The organism is Ferrimonas sp. YFM (assembly GCF_030296015.1).
GTDB lineage: Bacteria > Pseudomonadota > Gammaproteobacteria > Enterobacterales > Shewanellaceae > Ferrimonas.
The window spans coordinates 1,922,666-1,942,163 of record NZ_AP027368.1 but is presented as its reverse complement, the minus strand read 5'-3'; the positions used below and the strand labels follow the sequence as shown (position 1 = coordinate 1,942,163).

17 protein-coding genes are annotated in these 19,498 nt (G+C 50.7%); 5 read left to right on the top strand and 12 right to left on the bottom strand.

Annotation, left to right across the window (positions count from 1 at the left end; translation table 11 throughout):
• Positions 1–296: 296 nt before the first annotated feature.
• Both QUE41_RS09030 and QUE41_RS09025 read right to left on the bottom strand, forming a co-directional pair.
• Positions 297–1,367 carry a nucleotidyl transferase AbiEii/AbiGii toxin family protein gene (locus QUE41_RS09030; RefSeq protein WP_286342545.1) on the bottom strand — a complete coding sequence of 357 codons (1,071 nt, stop codon included), beginning with the start codon at positions 1,365–1,367 and terminating at the stop codon, positions 297–299.
• A 14-nt stretch (positions 1,368–1,381) separates the two neighbouring features.
• Positions 1,382–1,969, bottom strand: a complete 588-nt coding sequence (locus QUE41_RS09025; protein WP_286342544.1) for a DUF6088 family protein — start codon at positions 1,967–1,969, stop codon at positions 1,382–1,384.
• A 794-nt stretch (positions 1,970–2,763) separates the two neighbouring features.
• On the opposite strand from QUE41_RS09025, the gene QUE41_RS09020 reads away from it, so the two are divergent.
• A complete protein-coding gene (locus QUE41_RS09020) occupies positions 2,764–5,373 on the top strand; it encodes a phage/plasmid primase, P4 family (protein ID WP_286342543.1) in 2,610 nt (869 codons plus the stop codon).
• Between the two features lie 31 nt (positions 5,374–5,404).
• Here the strand turns inward: QUE41_RS09020 and QUE41_RS09015 are convergent, their stop codons facing one another.
• The gene (locus QUE41_RS09015) at positions 5,405–7,156 is read right to left on the bottom strand and encodes a recombinase family protein (protein ID WP_286342542.1); all 1,752 of its coding nucleotides are present in this window, start codon (positions 7,154–7,156) and stop codon (positions 5,405–5,407) included.
• Positions 7,157–7,211: 55 nt separating this feature from the next.
• Here QUE41_RS09015 and QUE41_RS09010 point away from each other — a divergent pair, with 55 nt between their 5' ends.
• Genes QUE41_RS09010 through QUE41_RS09000 form a run of 3 tightly spaced genes read left to right on the top strand, consistent with a single transcriptional unit; the run spans position 7,212 to position 9,413 of the window.
• On the top strand, positions 7,212–7,592 hold the full coding sequence (locus QUE41_RS09010) for an arsenate reductase (protein ID WP_286342541.1): 381 nt from the start codon (positions 7,212–7,214) through the stop codon (positions 7,590–7,592).
• The gene (dapE, locus tag QUE41_RS09005) at positions 7,585–8,727 is read left to right on the top strand and encodes a succinyl-diaminopimelate desuccinylase (protein WP_286342540.1); all 1,143 of its coding nucleotides are present in this window, start codon (positions 7,585–7,587) and stop codon (positions 8,725–8,727) included. The genes QUE41_RS09010 and dapE overlap by 8 nt, the downstream gene beginning before the upstream one ends.
• On the top strand, positions 8,721–9,413 hold the full coding sequence (locus tag QUE41_RS09000) for a M15 family metallopeptidase (RefSeq protein WP_286342539.1): 693 nt from the start codon (positions 8,721–8,723) through the stop codon (positions 9,411–9,413). Before dapE ends, QUE41_RS09000 begins: the two co-directional genes overlap by 7 nt.
• A 66-nt stretch (positions 9,414–9,479) precedes the next feature.
• Here the strand turns inward: QUE41_RS09000 and QUE41_RS08995 are convergent, their stop codons facing one another.
• The 5 genes from QUE41_RS08995 to QUE41_RS08975 all read right to left on the bottom strand — a co-directional run bounded on the left by QUE41_RS08995 (position 9,480) and on the right by QUE41_RS08975 (position 14,137).
• Positions 9,480–9,896, bottom strand: a complete 417-nt coding sequence (locus tag QUE41_RS08995; RefSeq protein WP_286342538.1) for a GNAT family N-acetyltransferase — start codon at positions 9,894–9,896, stop codon at positions 9,480–9,482.
• 16 nt (positions 9,897–9,912) lie between these two features.
• A complete protein-coding gene (locus QUE41_RS08990; RefSeq protein WP_286342537.1) occupies positions 9,913–10,662 on the bottom strand; it encodes a hypothetical protein in 750 nt (249 codons plus the stop codon).
• A gap of 110 nt (positions 10,663–10,772) precedes the next feature.
• On the bottom strand, positions 10,773–11,177 hold the full coding sequence (locus QUE41_RS08985) for a PH domain-containing protein (RefSeq protein WP_286342536.1): 405 nt from the start codon (positions 11,175–11,177) through the stop codon (positions 10,773–10,775).
• A gap of 1,514 nt (positions 11,178–12,691) precedes the next feature.
• Positions 12,692–13,045, bottom strand: coding sequence for a hypothetical protein (locus QUE41_RS08980; RefSeq protein ID WP_286342535.1), 354 nt, complete (start codon positions 13,043–13,045; stop codon positions 12,692–12,694).
• 636 nt (positions 13,046–13,681) lie between these two features.
• On the bottom strand, positions 13,682–14,137 hold the full coding sequence (locus QUE41_RS08975; RefSeq protein WP_286342534.1) for a hypothetical protein: 456 nt from the start codon (positions 14,135–14,137) through the stop codon (positions 13,682–13,684).
• Between the two features lie 131 nt (positions 14,138–14,268).
• On the opposite strand from QUE41_RS08975, the gene QUE41_RS08970 reads away from it, so the two are divergent.
• Positions 14,269–15,396, top strand: coding sequence for an IS110 family RNA-guided transposase (locus QUE41_RS08970; protein ID WP_286342533.1), 1,128 nt, complete (start codon positions 14,269–14,271; stop codon positions 15,394–15,396).
• A 327-nt stretch (positions 15,397–15,723) separates the two neighbouring features.
• Here QUE41_RS08970 and QUE41_RS08965 read toward each other — a convergent pair whose 3' ends face one another.
• The 4 genes from QUE41_RS08965 to efpL form a co-directional block, all read right to left on the bottom strand.
• Positions 15,724–16,185 carry a hypothetical protein gene (locus QUE41_RS08965; RefSeq protein WP_286342532.1) on the bottom strand — a complete coding sequence of 154 codons (462 nt, stop codon included), beginning with the start codon at positions 16,183–16,185 and terminating at the stop codon, positions 15,724–15,726.
• Between the two features lie 90 nt (positions 16,186–16,275).
• Positions 16,276–17,450 (bottom strand): IS3 family transposase gene (locus QUE41_RS08960; protein WP_286341975.1). Its coding sequence is split into 2 segments (ribosomal slippage): positions 16,276–17,171 and positions 17,171–17,450, totalling 1,176 coding nucleotides; the frame shifts between segments, so codons are not numbered across the junction.
• A gap of 72 nt (positions 17,451–17,522) precedes the next feature.
• Entirely contained in the window at positions 17,523–17,816 is a 294-nt protein-coding gene (locus QUE41_RS08955; protein ID WP_353506870.1) for a hypothetical protein, read from the bottom strand.
• Between the two features lie 950 nt (positions 17,817–18,766).
• On the bottom strand, positions 18,767–19,342 hold the full coding sequence (efpL, locus tag QUE41_RS08950) for an elongation factor P-like protein EfpL (RefSeq protein ID WP_028108979.1): 576 nt from the start codon (positions 19,340–19,342) through the stop codon (positions 18,767–18,769).
• Positions 19,343–19,498: the final 156 nt, after the last annotated feature.

Below are 19,498 nucleotides of genomic sequence, written 5' to 3'. Positions count from 1 at the left end.
CCACCACCCTATACCCCCACCACACCCTCTACTGGTTCTGCCGATTTCTGCTGAAAACCGGCAGGGCCGATACCCGCAAAAGCTGGGGCGATTCCCCGATTCAACCTCCGTCCTCTGCCGATAATCTCCTTTATATAGAAATCTTTACGTCAGAGATCTCATCGTAGAAAAAAGTTTTTATATATGCCGGAAAATCGGCAGGGAGACAGGCTCCAACAGCCATTTTGGTTGTGATGACGGGGCGATCACCGCTGCCGGTTCTGGTGAAAACCGGCAGAGGGGGTAAATCGTTCGCCCTAGTCTTGTGTTGGGGTAAGAGCCTGGTTTATCCGCTCCTGAAGGGCAGCAACCCGCTCCATAATCTTATCGAAGTCATCCGGGACGTTGGTATACATACCGGAACCTACCATTTCGGCTTGGTCTTGACGTAGACTGTCAAGGAGATCTCCTTGGGGAACAAGCCGAATCTCCCCTTTAGAGGCAAGCGTATAGTCCACCCCTCTCGCAGCCCAACGACAGGACTTCATCTCGATCACATCGTTCATGGCTTTAGGGTGCTCTATTGGGTCAACGATGCCTTTCTGTATGAGGCAGTCAACGTCGTACCAGTGACGAGCCAATCGGGCAGCATCAGGTATTTTCTCCTGGGTGCAAAACTGATGCAGGGCGGTGAGCTTTTCCCAGATGATGTAACCTTCATCAAACACCTTCACACCATCTGCTACTGGGAACACCATTTCCGCTGCCAGTGCTTCCACTTCAGACATGTAGGTGTTCAGTTGGCTGGGAGAGGTAGGCTCCCCTCGGTTACGAGCCCCAAACTCCAGCAACACATAATCCAGCTGATACTGGCCTTCGAGGGCAGCTACGGCGGGAAAGTGCACTTGAACCTTCTCACCGCCACTGTCTGGGAGCAGTTCCGCTCTGAGATCTGCAATGCCATACCCAGCCAGTCGCTCAGACAGACGTTCAACCAGCTCTGCAGACCATTCCTCCAGTCGAGGCTTCTGCTCATCCCTAAACTTTCTGATTTGAGACTTTGACTTGGTTGTTGCTTCCCAGGCTACCTCTTCTTCGACGTCATCAGGGCACAATTCAAACCAGTGCACGGACAGGTCGATATCTTCCGAGAATCGTTCGATGGCTCGCCAACGCTTGGAAAGAGCAGTTCCCCCCTTAAATGCCACTCTGGTGCCTCCCAGCAGTCCTTCAGGACCGAATAGGATGTTGAGCAGTTCGGTCACCCAGAGGTCTTTCTCAAGGAATGGAGCTGTTAAGCCGTCGGGGTGATTCTGCTCAGCAAAGACAAGCAGCTCACCAAGCTGAGTCCGCCCCTCTTCAGAGCGGTACAGGTCAAGTATCGACATTGAAAGAAATCCGGTTAACGGGAAGACAGAGCGTGACGATGAGGCTGGTACTCACCCAGAGCTCTCTGGAAGCTCTCGCGACTCATATTAAGACGGCTCTGTGCCACCGCCAGACTGGTGCTTTCCAGCTTGTATGACTTCATCACCGCCAAGCCTCTACGAAGCCTGGCAGGAGCACTCATACCACCTCGAATAAGCTCATTGGCGACATGGCGTACCTCGACCTTCTGGTTGCCAATGGTAAAGACCTTACTCGGCCCATTGGTCCAGTAGATGGTTCGCATAGGAGCCTGAGTTTGTAATCCTAAGCGATACGCCTCCTCAACGCCTTGAGGCACCATCTTGTAACCGTGCAAACGTACCCAGTAACGAGCCAGCTTCTCCGCAGTCGTTGTGGTTTTCACACTTGGCATCGCCTGAAGTGGCTTGGGACGGCAATAGATCCCACGCCCAACACGAGCCAATTCACCCTGAGCAACCAACCGGCTGAAGGCTTTTTGAACAGCCGCATTTGTACCCAGAGCATAGAAACTCTGAATAGCAAAAGGCTGGCCTTTCTGAAGACGCTTGATGCGGGACTCTACCCGAACTTGAATGCTCATCGTTACTGACAACTTGTAAGAAGGTTGACAACATCCTAACCAAGCATAGCAAGACTTTCAAGATAATTGATGTCAGCAAGCCTGACCTGCCCTGACCACCAACAAAGTAGAACAGATGGCGTGATGATGTTTTTTGAGGTCATGAAGTATCACTTCAGCTTCATCATTAAAAAATTTTCTCGCAGATTCTCCCGTGATGACGGCTCTTTTCATGGTAGGCCATTATTTTTTCGATTTTTTTCGGTCTCGGTCCTCTCCAGCCACTTAAGATAAGGATGAAGCACATAGGGTGGTCATCAGATGATCCCCCTAGGTGCCAATAGGGAGAAAAAAGATGTACGTACCTTTGACGGCTTTACCACACAACCTACAGCGGACCTGCTACGAAATCACCCGCATGGTGAACGAGCAGGGTTACCTGGCTGGCGGCACTCGAAGCGTCGCTAAACTGCTGGCGACTCGGTGTGATTACTCGGTGAGGACGGCAAGGCGTCATCTAAACCTTTTGGTTCGGGCTGGATGGCTTGGATACGAAGCCCAGAAGGCGGAGTGCGGGGCGTCTGGACCGACTCTCTATTGGATAAAGACAGTAAACCGATAGGCAAAGAGCCTTGAGGCTAGGGGGAGCTTGGACTCCCCCATCTGATTGCTACTAAGAGCTTGACTTTCAATTATATTTTAGCTCAGTCAGTAGCACTGACATAAGGGTATTCATCATGAATACATGCACAAACACTTCGCCCACTAAGGAGGGCACAACTGACGTACACGGGCACCACTCCGGCTTTAACCACTTGGAGCTAGAGCAGATCGGGCTCTCCGCAGTAAAGGAGCGGTTCGACATCCTGGCAGTCACCCAACTGCTGACTGACCTGGAAATCAAAGCGGCTGGCGGTAATTACTGTCGCCTCGAAGACGAGAGCTGTCCCATCTGCGGGCATAGCGGAAGTTTCACTCTCTATCCTGAAAGCCAGCGATATGAATGCTTCTCAGCTTCCTGTGGTTCTTCAGGGGATGTCTACGATTTGTTAGTGGCTATGGGAGCCGCTTCCACACCGTATGATGCAGCCAATAAGCTCCTCAGAGGCGAGCTGGGGACGATTGAGCCGGTAAAGCTACCCGAGTGCTCCCCGAAGCCGCGGATGCAGTACAACGCCGCTCCTGAGCGAATCCAAATGCTGTTTGCAGATACCGCCAAGTATTACCAAAGCCAATTGGAAGGTAACTTGCCTAAGCTAAAAGCCTTACAGGATGCCCGCCAGCACTCTGCGAGTGTCATCTTGGGCCTTAGCATCGGCTTTGCCACAGGCAACCTGCATGGATTCCTATTCCAACAGGGCTACAGCGAAGATGAAATACTGGCCTCAGGGCTGGTGAAGAAACGGGGTAACGCCTATCGGGACCTCTTCCCCTATGGAGTCTATGTCTTCCCACACTTCGACAGGAATGAAGAGGTCTCCCGCTTCACCTTTAAGGACCCCAAGAAGGAGAAGCTGTGGCAGCTCGCTCGGGAGTCCTGGCTCAACGGTGTCTGCTTCTATGGCGAAGACAGCCTGGAGATCCAAGGTCCGGTGGCAGTGGTCGAAGGAGAGCATGACTTGGTGAGTCTCGTCGATGCCGACTGGGGTGGTCCAGTACTCGCCACCATCGGCACACTGTCCCGAGACCAAAAAACTTGGATGACACAGAACCTAGCTGAGCGTGAGGTGGTGACCTTCTTCGATACCGATGATGCGGGTGATGGATACCGTGAGGCCGTTACGGCTCTGGGGTTGAAGGACCTCATACAGGTGAAGCTACCCCAGGAACACAAGGACATCGATGAGTACCTGCACTCTGATTCGCCCTTGACGCTAACCGAGATTGTGGACCGATTCACTATCACAGAAGAGACGAAGGCGGAGGTTCAGGAAGTGAAGCCAGGGTTGGCTATAGAGGATAACCCTGTCGTCACCCCTATCAGGACCTTCGAGCCCACGGACTTCAACGACAGCCGCAATGCGGACAGGCTGGTAGCCCTCGTCGGTCATGACCTGAGGTATGTCGCCGAAATGGATAGCTACCTCATCTACAATGGCCATCACTGGGAAGCGGACAAGTCCAACCAGGCGATGAAGTATGCCCGCAAGGTGGGTGAAAGCATCGTTGACATTGGTGGCCGCCAGCTCCGCTCCGCCCAAGAGTCTGAGAGTGATGCCCGCGAGAAATTCGCCCGGAGCGTAGTCCGATTCGGTAACGAATGCCTTAACCGAAGCCGCATGAGCTCGATGCTGGATGTTGCCCAGGCTTCCCTGACTGTGAGTGCCGATGAACTCAACGCCGACCCTATGCTGCTGGGCGTTGCAAACGGAGTCGTCAATCTGCGTACTGGACAACATGAGTCTGCCCGACGTGAGCACTTGATTACTCGCTACAGTCCCGTCGCCTACGATGCCAATGCTACCTGCTCACGGTGGGAGCAGTTCATCAACGAGATCTGCTGTGGTGACCATCAGCTGGCGGAGTTCATACAGCGTTGTGTTGGCTACTGGATCACCGGTCGCACCGACGAACAGTTGCTCTTCTACCTATACGGCCATGGCTGCAACGGTAAGAGCACCTTCATGTCGGTCATTCAGCATCTGCTGGGCACCTATGCCCACCAAATCAACTCGGATGTTCTACTTCAGAACAGGTTCGGACCAACATCTGGACCTAATGCGGCCTTAACGAAACTGGTAGGTTCCCGCCTGGTTGTGGCCAACGAACTGCCCGAAGGGTCACGGATGAATGAGAATGAAATCAAGACCATGACCGGCGGTGATGTGATTGTGGCCAGGGCCCCCTATGCCAAGACGGAGATGGAGTATCGTTCAACCTTCTCTCTAGTCATCGTTGGTAACCACAAAGCGGTGATTCGCGATAACAGCCATGGCATGTGGCGTAGGATGCTGCTCCTGCCCTTCGAAGCCTCATTCAACAAGAGCCAACTCGACCCGCAGTTGACGGTCAAGCTGGAAGCTGAACTGCCAGGTATCCTGAACTGGGCCATCAGAGGCACCAGCGAGTGGAGGAGCAAGGGCATCAAGAGCAGCATTCCCCCCCGTATTGCCCAGCTCATCCGTTCCTACCAGGATGAATCGGACCTTCTGGGACAGTTCTTGACTGAACGTGCCGCCAGCGAAGAAGGCCAGTGGATTCACACTGATGAACTGTATGATGCGTTCAAGGAATGGGCGACCCGAGATGGGGAGTGGTCGATGACCCGCAGTATCATGACCAAAAAGCTGGTGGAGCGGGGCTTCAAGAAGGGCCGCAAAAATAATAAGGCCGCGATCTTAGGGTTGCGACTGCTCTCACCCTATGGTGATGCTGGCAGCACCATAGAAACACCACCAGAGCCTGCTGGCGGGTACTCGGTGTAGGAACGGAGGAGAAAGGGGCCCATCGGCCCCTTTAATGTTTGTCTGATCCCCCGGAGGCTGGGCTAACCCTACCTTCCCCGGTTTCCCAGTTGAATACGCCCTCCTCCTCAATCTCCGGGTATGATGGAAGTTCCCCGAACGGGGTCTCTTCAGCCCAGGCATCATCGATATATGGTGGCTCCCGAGTCGTACGGCAGACTGTTGTTCCATCGAGTTCCATTACATGACTCCCGCGTAGTTCAACGCCCCGCCTTGGCTTCCACTCTGTATTGAACACCTGCTCACACAGCAAGATGTGGTTGGAGGCGTAAAAACTCAGGGCGATGGTACCGTTCTCCATGATTAACTTTATGGATGATAGCGTCTGCTTCAGCCGTGAGTTGAACTTCTGCCTCGACTCGGTAGTGCTGAGATTATCGTTGGTTAGCAAAGTTATCGTTCGCTCCGACTGTAACAATCGGTCTCGCTCCGCCTCAAGCTCGTCAATAGACCGCTTACAAGCAGCGATATCCTCCTTGATCTGAGTAAACTGCCGACGTAACTCTTTGTCATCTGGGTAGTCGATAAGCAACCGCGTCGCATTCACTTCTTTTTGACTCAGTTGCTTATACTGCTCCTGAGTTTCTACAAGTTCGTGTACGACACGCCTGACGGCTTCTTGATTACCATTTTGTCGCTGAAACAATCTGGGGAGGTGACTGATGGTCACTAACACCTGAGGCTCAAAATGATCGTATCTGAGGAATGGCATATCACACTGCCCGGCAGTCTTCATCGGACAGACCAGATAGTGCCTGGGGGACTCCTTACTGCCCTTATTATGATGGCGCAGCAGTTGGCCGCATTGGCAGCGGATAATTCCGGAAAACAGGTACTTAAACAGCCCCTTTCGATATGACCCACTGTGCTTATTGCGGGTGGCGATGAGCCTCTGGACTTCAAGAAAATCGGCTAGGTCGATCACTGAAGGATAGTAATCATGTATAGGCTCCCCGATAGGCTTGCGAACCCCATCCATCCTCTGGTGAGGTTGATACTCACCGATTAGAGCACGGCTTTTTAACAGAGCACTTACTCCTGCTGGCCGCCATTTGCTCTGCTTTCGAAAGGTGGGTATGCCATTACTATTTAGAAACGCAGCAATCTGCTCGTACCCTGCCCCTGCTAGTGCTAAGTCGAACATCTGACGAATCACGGCAGTTTCCCGCTCCTTAGGTACAATGTCATTGCCCTGCCACTTAAGCCAACCTGGTAGCGCTGAGTTCTTTATCTTAGCCCCCGCTACTGCTTTTAGCCGCTGAGACTCCCATGCAGCCGTCGCCCGTCGACTCTTCATTTCCGACTCTTCGTTGGCCCGGCTCATGTACACCAAGGTGGTCATCAACTTCAGCATGTCGAGTTCACCTGCCCGGTAAACCTGCTCATCCGATAAGGTCACAATGACTACACCCTGATTCACGATCTCTAGAAACTGTGCCAATGCTCGCTCTACCTGCTCCCGACTCAAACGATCGTGAGACTCTACGAGTAGATAAGAGCCCTGCGGAACCGCTCCCGATTTCACCATATCGAGGAATTGACCAAGTGCTCCAACCCGGTTAGCGCCCCTGAAAGCACTTACACCCAAGTCAGCAACAGCTGACTCCTGTAATTCCAACCCATGGCGCTCAGCATACTCCTGAGCCAATCCGATCTGCCGACGGTAGCTATCCCCCCTCATCTGCCGGGGAGTACTGAACCTCAGGTAGGAATATGCCTGTATAATCTTGGTATTACTGCTCATCCTGGCATCCTCTGGTATGCTTGGGACCAACTAAGATAGAACTAGGCTGATAGTGATGAACACCTCAAACAAGCCAACCCTAATAATGTACGGTATTTCTCCCAATAAATGCGACACCGTAAAGAAGGCACGCAAACATCTGGACAACAGCAACACCCCCTACCAGTTTCACGACTTTCGTGAAGCCGGTCTGGATGACGCCACCCTGGAAGCCTGGCTCGAGAAGGTAGAGTGGAAAACTCTGCTGAACACCCGCTCCACCAGCTGGCGCCAGCTGAGTGATGAGCAGAAAATCGATGTGGACAGAGACAAGGCCAAGGCGCTGATGTTGGACAACCCCACCCTGGTCAAGCGGCCGGTATTGGTCAACGGCGACACAGTTCAGGTAGGCTATAAGTCTGCCGACTACGACGCCCTGGTGACTGCCAATGGCTGAGACTCAACAATCGGAAGTACTGCAACTGGCCATCGACCTGCTGTCGAGAGAATCGGTCACCCCAGAAGACGCCGGCTGTCAGCCGATGATGGCGGAATACCTGGCCAAGCTGGGTTTCGACATCGAGCCGATGATTTTCGAAGACACCACCAACATGTGGGCCAGACGCAACAGTGAAGGGCCTCTGTTCTGCTTTGCGGGCCACACCGATGTGGTGCCTGCCGGCAAGCTGGACGACTGGCACACCCCGCCCTTCACCCCCACCATCATCGACGGCATTCTCCACGCCCGTGGCGCCGCCGACATGAAGGGCAGCCTGGCCGCCATGCTGGTGGCCACCAAGCGCTTTGTCACCAAGCACCCAGAGCACAAAGGCTCCATCGCCTACCTCATCACCTCCGATGAAGAGGGCCCTTTCATCAACGGCACCACCCGGGTGATCGACACTCTGGAAGCCCGTAATGAGAAGATTAAGTGGTGCATCGTCGGTGAACCCTCAAGCTCGGCCAAGCTGGGCGACGTCATCAAAAATGGCCGCCGTGGCAGCCTGACCGGCGATCTCTACGTTAAGGGCATTCAGGGGCACGTCGCCTACCCGCAACTGGCGGACAACCCGGTCCACAAGACCGCACCGGCCCTGGCGGAGCTTGCCTCGGTGAAATGGGACGATGGCAACGAGTTCTTTCCCCCCACCAGCTTCCAGATCGCCAACATCGATGCAGGCACCGGTGCCCCCAACGTGATTCCCGGCGAACTGCATGTGCAGTTCAACTTCCGCTACTGCACCGAGACCCACGCCGCCGATCTGAAGAACCGGGTGCACAACCTGTTCGACAAGTACGGCCTGGATTACCGCATCGACTGGGTACACAATGGTTCCCCCTTCCTGACGGATCACGGTAAACTGCTGGAAGCGACCTGTGAGGCGATACGCGAGGTCACCGGTTACGACACCGATCCTCAAACCAGTGGCGGCACCTCCGATGGACGCTTTATTGCCCCCACCGGTGCAGAGGTGCTGGAACTGGGCCCAATCAACGCCACCATCCACAAGGTGAACGAGTGCGTCAGCATTCGCGATCTGGAGATTCTGGCAGACTGCTACGAAGCGATTATGGAGAAGCTATTGTGCTGACCCAACCCCAACTCATGGGACTAGAACAGAACCACCTGATGGAAGTGGAAGACCAACTGCTGGAGTGCCGCACCGCGGTGGCCTTCAGGCAGATGCAGGACGCAGCCCGTGAAGCAGGCTTTGATCTTCAGTGTGCCTCCGGCTGGCGCAGCTTCGACCGCCAACTGAGCATCTTCAACGGCAAGGTGATGGGCAAGCGCCCCCTGGTGGATGAAGAGGGCCGACCCCTGAACCCCGCCAACCTCAATGACAACGAACTGATTCGCGCCATCCTGGCCTGGTCTGCCCTGCCCGGCAGCTCACGCCACCACTGGGGCACCGACTTCGACTTCTACGACGCCAGCGCCATCTCCCGTGATGAGCTTAAGCTGGAGCCAGCGGAGTATCGTGGCCGAGCCCCCAACGGCAAACTGAACCGCTGGCTGGATGAGCACATGACCCGTTTTGGCTTCTTCCGCCCCTACACTAAGAACCTGGGCGGCGTGCAGCCTGAACCCTGGCACCTGAGTTTTGCACCTGTGGCCCTGCCCGCCCTGGCCGCCTTCGATGAGCGCGCCCTGGCCGAGCATCTGAAGCAGAGCAAGCTGGCACTGAAATCCCACATTCTTGAGCGCCTGCCCGAGTTGCTCAGACGTTACTTCTACCGGGTCACACCGGCGCCAGCGGCAACGCTGCTGAACCAGTAACGACAAAGGGCTGCCCAATGGCAGCCCTTTTTGTTTGTATCTCTAGAGAATGTTTCTAGCCCGCAGCTAAACGTAGCGCTTAAACAGAAAGACCCGGTCGGGACTGGGCGGCACATCGGTCACCTGACCGATGACCTCAAACCCCAGCTTCTGGTAAAAGTCCGGAGCCTGAAACTGAAGCGTATCCACCTGGGCAGCAATACAGCCCCTACGCCTCGCTTCCTCTTCCGCTTGAACCATCAGGGTGCGGCCCAGTCCAGTACCGCGACACGACTCAGATACCCACAGCACCTCGATAAGAAACTGGCGATAGATGGTACGCCCGGCCACACCGCCGACCACCCTACCCTGTTTGTCTTTGGCACAGACCATCAGCGGCTTGGAGGTCTCGTCTCCCATATGTTGGGCATTGAACTGGCGCACGCCATCCACCAGGGCATCAAACAGCTCGGCATTGTGGTCACTGGTCACTTCAATCTTCATTACGCTTCTCTGTCTCCTAAAAGCCAAAGCCAGCACTGTTGGAGGAGAAGTGGGTAATGCCCTCGCCCAGGTTCTGGGTTTTAGCATCGACCAGCCTCACCTTCAGCAAGTGCTGCCCTTCACCGAGTTTTGGCTTTTTAAACTGTGCGATCACCATAGGCATGTAACAACCGTTGGGCGTATCCATCTTCTCGGGGAAGCCCTTGCAGTTGTTCAGCTTCTCATAGGCCCAATTGTAACTCAGCAGTTCGACTGGTTTACCGTCCACAAAGCCTCGAATGGAACTGCTGTCGAGTTCAGGTGCAATGTCGATAACGGCAGCCTGTTCACCGTTTATCTCTTTCATGCTGAACCCGGGCTTCACCAAACTCATGGGCCTGAACGACGCAAACATCGAGTTTGAGCCACCATTGGAGGACCAAGCCGACAGGCTGAACACCTCTAGGGTATCGAACGCAGCATCGATTTCCTGAGATTCCATGAGATTCAGGTTCCAGCCCCAGAACTCCAGCGCAATCTTGCCGTACTTGTCCTCATCACAGACGTACATGGAGTTGTACAACCCTGCAGGAATGCGCGCTTCATAACGCCCCTTTTCGTCACAACGCACGTGGATGGAGTCATCACTAATCCAGCGGCTCTTATTGAAATAGACATCACATTTACTGACCGGCTCACCTAACTTATCGGTCACCTGCCCTTGAATCACGATCTCCGCACAACAGATACCGGGCAACATAAGCCCGGCCAACACCATTCCCTTCATTCCTTTGCTCCAATGGTTGGGGTTAAATTTAAGTCAGTCCTGCGGATTGCATGCCATAGATTGACTCACTCAAAGCGAACCCAGTTCGATCTCTTGTGTTTTAGACAAGTTCAGCCCGTGCCCCCGCTCTGACCTATGGCCTTCAAAAAGCGTTCTTTATCTGTCGGGGACACCATGATCGTTTGACCTGCGCCATAGCTGATCTCCAATCTGTCCAAGGACAATGCCGGGCTGGACAGCGGATTACGAGTCTCGCGAACCGAGCGAATCGACTCGATGTTAATCTGCCAGGAAAACGGTCCAGCCTGAACTCGGAGCATTTCATCGCTCACCACATACTTGGTTGATACCAACAACCAGACAAGCAACCCTGCAGTGATGATCAACACACCGGCAATCACCCAACCGGAGTCAATCCGAACCGCCTCAGCAGCACCATACAGGCTGCCCGCTATGGCAACTAGCAAAACCACCAGCAGCCAGGTATCGATTTTCGAACGAAACGTCATATCCATATGACTTCTCCCTTTTACTTACTGACATCGCCCTTTCAAGCTCCCACTAGGGCTTGTTCTGCGCTTGTCTTCTTGCCAAATTAATGTCAGTCACCAGTCGCCTGACTTCTATCGATTTTACTTCGGTGAGAACAACTGACATGAGAAGTAATAACCCATTACACACCTGAAGAACTCCCAAGGAAACTGAGCTCGTAGAGAGCGCCCAAAGCCCTAAAGCCCTAAAGCCACAAACATTATTCCGGCTATCACTCCCCTCGCCGGCTTAGGGCTTACCACAAAACCGGCAAAAGCATAATCATATGAAACACTCACACGGATGCACGGAAAACCAAGTTTAACCAAGACTTTTCCATCCTTCTCCTCAGCGTCGTATTCACGAGCTCTAAGGGTTTCCAATACTTGTTCCAATCTACACCTCTATTTTTATAATGAGTCTTGCTCATGTTGTACGCCGTCTTAATGCTATCAAGACTTGGACGTTCCCGCGGCGACCACAGTAATTACTCCGATGACATAGCCAAAGTCGTACCAGCCACCCTCATTGGGGTATGTGTAGATCTGGATGTCGGAAAACAAACTAGCTATAAAAGCGATAACAATGAAAAATCCCTGAGTTAGACCGGTAAAGAAACCCGGGAGCTCCCCTTCTTTCAGGACAAATTGCTCGGCGCACCCCACCAATAACGTTAAAGTCACCCCAAACAGTAAAGAGCATTTTACCAACTTGTTGATATTTACCTTTATCATCTGAATCAATACTCAGTGACCATTGTCTTCTGTCCAGGTGTTTGCTTGGGTCGACAGGCCCGGATAACGTCGATCACTCGTATAGAACATAGATGCGACGACAGAGAAAGCCGATACCGACATTAGCAAAAATTCGTAGAAACCAGACACACTTAGTTCAGCGGTAAATCTTTGCAGGCTCATTACCCAGATTCCCAGAGCAATGCAAATAACAACCGGCATCCCATAAAACACGATTACCTTAGCTTTTGTTTTAGCCGATTTAAGGAGAGCGGTCTGTATCCTGCACATCACGTCGATGGCTACAACGAAGGATACAATCGACACAGCGATAAAAATTATAAAGTCTGACATATCTAAGTAGCCCTTCGAGATCCTCTCACAACCCGAGCAAGGCCAATGATATCACTATAATAAAACACATAACTATCATGATCTTACCTAGCGATTTCAAATCTGCCTTTTCATTCTGCCTTTGAGCCTGAAGAAGCAACACCTCTTCATTTGACTTTCCTGTACACCTCATGCACTCAACATCCCCCTTGCTATACGAGATCTTATAGCCACATCTCTTACAAATAGGATCAAAGTACTCGCCTTCCACCTTAGTACGATTCCAGGCAGCCATGACGGTTCGAAACAAAAACGACATACACACCTCTATTTGTCGTTCTGTGTGTTAATTAAAGCTATATTAAGAGAAATAGAATGTGACAGGCCAGCAGTATTAGAATTGGAACTCCACTGCAAACACACGTTATGGATTATCGCGTACAACGCACCCTGTGGTCAGCGTGAAGTTCAATCCTTACACGTTTGTGCACTTCATTGCTGGTCACATAACCACACTCACCGGCGATTCGTTCATCATTCAATAAGTCGAATTGGTACCGGTAAACGCCATCGGACTGTTCGAGTGAATAATGTATGGTATTTTCCATTGCGCCATCGATTAGTCCAAAGTTCAAGTTGCTGCTTGGCAGAGTGACCGTCGCTTGTTTGATAATCACTTCAGAGCCATTGATAACTGTAACACTTGGAAGAATGAAAAAATTCAATTTGTAGGCAGCAAACAAAACAAACATTACTGCAATTATTAATCGAAGCACCTTCTTCATTTTCGCACCACGAAGATAAGAAAACACATTTGAGGCAAATTTCTTTTTAGAACGAATTAACTCACCTGAAATATTAGTCGTTTATCACCATAACTTTAACTTAAAATACTGACTCAACGATGTAAATGATAACGTTAAAACAACGCCCATTGATAGATAATTCAATTGCACAATGAAAACTTCCACTGCAGTATAAGAGGCTACCCCATCAAAAATAGTAATCATCAGCAAGGCAGCACTTAGCAGTGAGAATAGATACTTAGCGACCACATTAAATATGAGCATAAACATAGCGGATATTTGTAAAGGACCTACCACTGACAGCTTTAGCCAATGTGGAATTTGTGAGTCATATCCGTGCCAACCCATTGCACTGACTAAGTCACTCCTGTAAATCACGTCACCGGTCATATAGTTTAGATAGAAACTGGTAGAACAGAATACCAGAATCATTAGCCTATAAAATGTTGATTGTTTCATCATATCCCCTTGAAAGACTAATGAACTGACTAAAACATATGATAGTTCTTTGCTTCATTCTAAGCCAAACACCTTATATCCAATGTACTACAAACAGGAAACTTATGATCTCAACCTAACGATATCGGCGTCCACTAAAGCGGGCCAACTTCAATCCTACCTCAAAGCTCTTTTTAGGTGCATTTTAACGATTGAACATACTTTTCCGCTTTCAGAATATTTACTTTTTTGGTGATACTCTGTTTTGAAATTACCCTCAGGAACAATCATGTCTACGGTAAGTACATTACTGTTGATCTCTATAACTTTGTCGTGAATCACATAACCTTTTTCCATGACGGATACAGTACTAGCATGCACTTTAGACTTAATTATGGAATCTTCAACTTGCCATTTATTCCAATACAAGTTTATTGACAAATTGCCGCTTTCACCAAAAGAAAAATTCATCTCGCACTTATCGCCGTTATCGGTGTACTCAATGAAACCATAAGAGCCAGAATCATAGTTATATGACCATGTGCCAACAATCAACTGAGATAATTCAGTATCACTTTTTTGCACACAACCTTGAATTAAGAGTATAAATACGAGTGTTATAAATTTATTCAATGCTACCTCCATGCACCTAGACATCATGATTCCCTGTGCAAAGGTCGACCTCCTGCGTTTTATCGTGGGTTAGTAAAACCAGAGCCACACTGTTTGTTGTATCACGCAATCAAACACAACAGGAGGTCGACATGATTAAAGCTAACACACTTTTCGTCGGACTGGATGTGCACAAGGAAACCACTGATGTCGCTTTGATTTACGATTCGATGGGTGACACCGTTCGCTACTACGGCACCGTTCCCACCAACATTAGGGCCTTCGACAAGCTGCTGAAACAGCAGGCGACCAAGGCCAATAAACTCTGTGTTGTCTATGAAGCCGGCCCTTGCGGCTTCTGGCTCTACCGCCATCTCAATAAGCGCGATATCGACTGCTGGGTCATTGCACCTGCTCTCATCCCAAGAGCTCCTGGCGATAAAGTGAAGACCGACAAACGCGACGCGTGCACCTTGGCACGCCTGGCTCGTTCGGGAGACATTGCCCCCATATACATACCCGACGCCAGAGACGAGGCCATTCGCGATCTCATTCGCTGTCGCGAGGATGCCATGCTTGACCTCCGCCAGGCTCGTCAGCGGCTCAAATCGTTTCTACTGCGCAATGGCCACCCTTGCAGTGGTCGACAAAACTGGACCGACGCCTATAAGCGCCACTTGGCTGACATCCACTTCTCCGAACCAGCACAGAAGATAACCTTTCAGGACTATATTCACACCGTCACCGAGCGTTACGAGCGCCTGCAACGCCTCGAACTCGAAATGGAGACCCTGGCCGAATCCTGGCGCTGGTACCCCTTGGTACAGCAACTCACGGCGCTGCGAGGCATCCGCTTCCTGTCGGCCATCACCCTGATGGCGGAACTTGGCGACCTGCGGCGTTTCACCAACCCCAGGCAGCTCATGAACTTCGTAGGGCTAACCCCCAGTGAACGTTCAAGTGGTTCTAGGGAAAGGCGCGGGAACATCACCAAATGTGGCAATACCCACGCTCGGCGCATCCTCATTGAAGCCGCCTGGGCCTATCGCTTTAGCCCCAAAGTCTCCCGAGAAATGCAGATACGTCAGCAGTACCACTCACACAAGCTGCAACAACGCTCCTGGGAGGTACAACTGCGCTTGTGTGCCCGCTTCCGGCGGTTGCAAGCACGAGGCAAGGAGTACAACAAAGTGGTCACCGCCGTGGCCAGAGAGCTCACGGGCTACCTGTGGGACATCGCTCAGCGTTTTGAACCGGAGCGACGTGTCCACATAGGCTGATAATCTGGAAAACCATCCTGGTGATGCAGACCGGCGGCAGCGGTGAGAGCAACCCTCGACGGCGTTAGGCGTTTACATGCGCGCACATAGAATGAGGCAAGGCTCCAGCGGCGCAAACAAGTAATGCGGATAACCAAACCCGCGAATATCAGCAAGGTCAACCGCCGAACATTGACTTGCCAAAGGTCTCTCACCAGGGTGTCCAAGCCGGCCTTTTGGGGCCCGGCATGGACAAGTCTGTGCCTATTGACAGGGGGAATCATATCAACGCTTACAACAGGCGCGCCGCTTTTTGGCGTCGCTTGCCTGTGATTGTTAAGTATGGATTTATGGCCATAACACGATGCCTGTAAGGGCCTTAATGCCACAATCATTTTCCTCTTCATCAAAGTCAATCACTACACCACTTTTTAGCTTGATCGCATCGCGACCATAGTAGTCAATCACTTCATATTCCATACCTTTTTCTTCCAGAGCTCTTGATATGTCGCCTATACACTGGTTCAAGGCCTCATTCAGAAACCAAGGATCTATCTCAATCTTCTCATTCTTAAATAAGTAAGATTCTTTACGAGATGGATCATAGTTGTCATTCTGTATAGAGTGCAGCTGATTCTCACGATTGAAAAAAAGCTCATACCATCCATATAAAAGGATGCTACCGGTTTTCCCTAAGTCAGCATCACAATCTGGTTCACCGAGAGAGGCAATAGCCAAATCTTTTGATGTACCCAACTCTAATGGGCCAAATCTACCGGATTTTAAAAACTCTTCGATTCTAATTTTCATGGGTCACTTAACGCCTCAATAACCGGCGCAGCTTTGCTGCGTCCGGCGCCGTAGGCGTGATCCTGACCCGATAAAGTGGACACTGGTTTGTTATGCCGCGAGTCTCTCGAACTGGTGTGGACTTTGGTAGCCCAAGCTCGAGTGTAAACGTCGACGGTTATAGAACTGGTCAATATAGTTAGCCAGTTCGTCTCTCAACTTCCAATGATCTCGGAACCGTGCTCCCTGGAACATTTCGCCTTTCAATGTATGGAAAAATGACTCCACCTCGGCGTTGTCAGTACAGCAACCAGCTCGGTTCAAGCTGTGTCTGATTCCATGACGCTTGTAGTAACCCTGTAGGTTTTCATTCAGGTACTCAATACCTCGGTCAGAATGGAACAGTAAGCCCTCTTTCGGGCGCCGCGTACGTAGCGCTTTCACCAAGGCACCTTCGGTCAATTTTGACGTCCGGTTATCGCTGAATGACCAACCAACAACCTTTCTGGAGTACAGGTCGATAATCACTGCCAGGTAGTACCATTTCCGTCCGTGCTTTAAGTAGGTAACGTCGCCGGACCATTGCTGATTGACAGCAGTTGGGGCGTCACTAGTCAGCCTCAGGTTTTCTGTTGCCTTCAAAGTTTGCCGCCGCTTATTCATTTGACGGTAAACCCTCACAGAACGCGCCCTAAGGCCAAGTTCACGCATTAGCCTAGCCACTCGCTTTCGAGCCACGCTAATGCCTTTCTGCTTCAACTGGGCATGAATTCGAGGGCTGCCGTAGCGCTCTTTGGACAAACGGAAAAGCCGCTGAATCTCTCTGCTCAGGACACTATCAGTTTGGGCGCGTTGGCTGGGCTGACGCTTCTTCCAGGCATAGAAACCTGACCGTGAAACGCCGACAAACTGGCATAATCTCGATAGTCGGATTTTACCCTGATAGCGCGCTACGAATCGGAACGATTCCTCTGTTCCTCGGCTTGAAACCGTTGCCACTTTTTTAGCAGATCATTCTCCAGCTCTAACTCAGCAAGACGCCGCTTGAGTTGGCTGATTTCATCACTTTTGGAAAGCTGATCTGGCTGCTTTTTAGTCTTTTTTGTCATGCCCCATTTGCCGTCTCGATACTCTTTGCGCCAACGAGACAACATGAACGGATGAATGTCCAGAGCTTGGGCTACTTCCTTTACTGAACGATGAGGAAGGTGTGACCAAGTCACCGCTTTTACCTTGAACTCTACACTGTACTGCTGGGTTCGTTTTCCTGTCTTGTAGGCAGGCATTGTGACACCTCAATCTAACGATTTTGGTGTCCACTAAAACGGGTCAACTTCAGCGCGTAGTTGATTGACTTGTTAGGCTTTTCCATAGGGCTTACTTACTTCATAAGGAATATTTAGCTCTTCGCAAATTCGAGAAACGCTATCGTGTGCATATAGTTGGGCATGTATCTGCAGTATTTTTTGATTTTCAACTGCCGCTGAATTCGCATAATCATTAACTAAATATGAGCTGGGGTGGACGAGTTTAGAATAAAGTTTAAACAAGCCTTTATGCTCAGATTCTAGATCTACAGTCTTTGCTAAGTTACCAGTACTAGCCGGCTGCTTAATGCTTGGTAAATTATACTTCGTAACCAGCTGCTTCAACCTTGCTATTTCTGCCTCTAAAATACTGCGCTGTTGTATATTCTCACTTTCGGAACCAAGTGACAGTATTCCCTCTAAGGTTTGAACCTTGTCTGTAACAGCTTCAGACGCCCATTTTTTTTGTTAATCTTCATTTGTAAGGGTTCTTAATCGAACATTAAGCTCGTAAATACTACGAGTCGATAATGCCAGCACTGAAATATGCTGATTTATCGATAGCTTTGTTACTTCAAGGTAGTCACACACCGAATTCAAAATATTTACAAGCAACACTGTTCTTTCAGTTCGAGGTGAATTTTTGTTTATCCATCTACAGATAAACCGGGACTTTTTTATGATCTTATCAATGCTTTTTTTAAGTTCTAGATTGTTGCCTTCCACAACATGATCTTTCAATTTTTTTGGCATACACGAACAATCCTGACTTAAAGCATAAAAGCTTATTATGCGGCGACTCGCCGCCTATCACTCATTAAAATCTTGCCGCCTATCATGCATGCACCAGTTCAGTGCGAATTCGGCAAGTTTCTATCACTTCTACGTAATTCTGTCTTTTCGCGCTTAGTTCGCACCGCCTATTTTGCGTAAAAGGCGGATCTTGCTTGTAGAAAGGCGGATTGCTCGCAACACTGTATATACACACAGTCACCTTCACTTTAAAATACCGCTCGAATGGTGAGCGACCGTTTACACCTATGCAACTGATTTAAAACACATTTAAATCGAGGTGCATTGGCAGGGAGCAAGGCTCCGCCATCGGCGGCACACTAAAGTGCTCCGAAAGATGCTTATCTTGCTGATTTATAGAGTGAACTAAGTTAGCGAGAATTGCCCCGGAAGAGAAGTGGATAAGTCACATTGGTGTGGCAGAGTCGGTTAGACCGTCTAACTAACTTGGCAGAGATACAAAAAAGCCCGGCACTCGGCCGGGCTTAGATTCCGCAAGATGCTTACTTTCCGTCTGCACGGCTCATGAACTTGCCTTCAGCGGTGTTCACTTTGATCTTGTCGCCAGTGCTGATGTATTCAGGCACCTGAACAACCAAACCTGTGGTCAGGGTGGCGGGCTTGGTGCGAGAGGTCGCGGACGCGCCTTTAATGGACGGGTCAGTTTCCACGATTTCCAGGTCAACGCTGGTAGGCAACTCAAGTGCTACCGGGTTGCCCTCTACCGCCAGTACCTGAATGCCCTGAGTGTCCTCGGTGAAGTACAGCAGTTCCTCTTCAATGCTTTCCTTGCGGAAATTGAAGGGGGTGTAGTCCTCATTGTCCATGAAGACGTACTCATCACCGTCGATGTAGGAGAAGCTCACCTGATGACGGCTGAAATCCGCCAGGCTCAGGATCTCATCGGCTTTGAAGCTCTCGTCCAGCTTAGCGCCGGTGGCCACATCGTACATGCGCATGCGGTACAGGCTGCTGCCCGCGCGACCGCTGGGGGTCAGCTTGGCGATGTCCTTCACGGAGTACACTTTACCGTTGTGCTCAACAACGGCGTTCTTTTTGATTTCACTAGCCTTTGGCATTGTTACTCAGTCTCAGTTAACGTGCTTTGGATGCAAATTACCATCTAGGGAATATTAGGCAAGCTTTGCGCTCTCGACACCCGGCGTCAGCCAGTTTTAGCGGCAGTTTTTGCATCACCTTGTAACCTCAACAGTTCCCACCAAGCCAAGAACAAA

What these genes read in the sequence shown, in the direction of transcription:
- QUE41_RS09030 (WP_286342545.1), bottom strand. Translation starts at nt 1,367, where the DNA reads ATGTCGATACTTGACCTGTACCGCTCTGAAGAGGGGCGGACTCAGCTT.
- QUE41_RS09025 (WP_286342544.1), bottom strand. Translation starts at nt 1,969, where the DNA reads ATGAGCATTCAAGTTCGGGTAGAGTCCCGCATCAAGCGTCTTCAGAAA.
- QUE41_RS09015 (WP_286342542.1), bottom strand. Translation starts at nt 7,156, where the DNA reads ATGAGCAGTAATACCAAGATTATACAGGCATATTCCTACCTGAGGTTC.
- QUE41_RS09010 (WP_286342541.1), top strand. Translation starts at nt 7,212, where the DNA reads ATGAACACCTCAAACAAGCCAACCCTAATAATGTACGGTATTTCTCCC.
- dapE (WP_286342540.1), top strand. Translation starts at nt 7,585, where the DNA reads ATGGCTGAGACTCAACAATCGGAAGTACTGCAACTGGCCATCGACCTG.
- QUE41_RS08995 (WP_286342538.1), bottom strand. Translation starts at nt 9,896, where the DNA reads ATGAAGATTGAAGTGACCAGTGACCACAATGCCGAGCTGTTTGATGCC.
- QUE41_RS08990 (WP_286342537.1), bottom strand. Translation starts at nt 10,662, where the DNA reads ATGAAGGGAATGGTGTTGGCCGGGCTTATGTTGCCCGGTATCTGTTGT.
- QUE41_RS08985 (WP_286342536.1), bottom strand. Translation starts at nt 11,177, where the DNA reads ATGGATATGACGTTTCGTTCGAAAATCGATACCTGGCTGCTGGTGGTT.
- QUE41_RS08980 (WP_286342535.1), bottom strand. Translation starts at nt 13,045, where the DNA reads ATGAAGAAGGTGCTTCGATTAATAATTGCAGTAATGTTTGTTTTGTTT.
- QUE41_RS08970 (WP_286342533.1), top strand. Translation starts at nt 14,269, where the DNA reads ATGATTAAAGCTAACACACTTTTCGTCGGACTGGATGTGCACAAGGAA.
- QUE41_RS08965 (WP_286342532.1), bottom strand. Translation starts at nt 16,185, where the DNA reads ATGAAAATTAGAATCGAAGAGTTTTTAAAATCCGGTAGATTTGGCCCA.
- efpL (WP_028108979.1), bottom strand. Translation starts at nt 19,342, where the DNA reads ATGCCAAAGGCTAGTGAAATCAAAAAGAACGCCGTTGTTGAGCACAAC.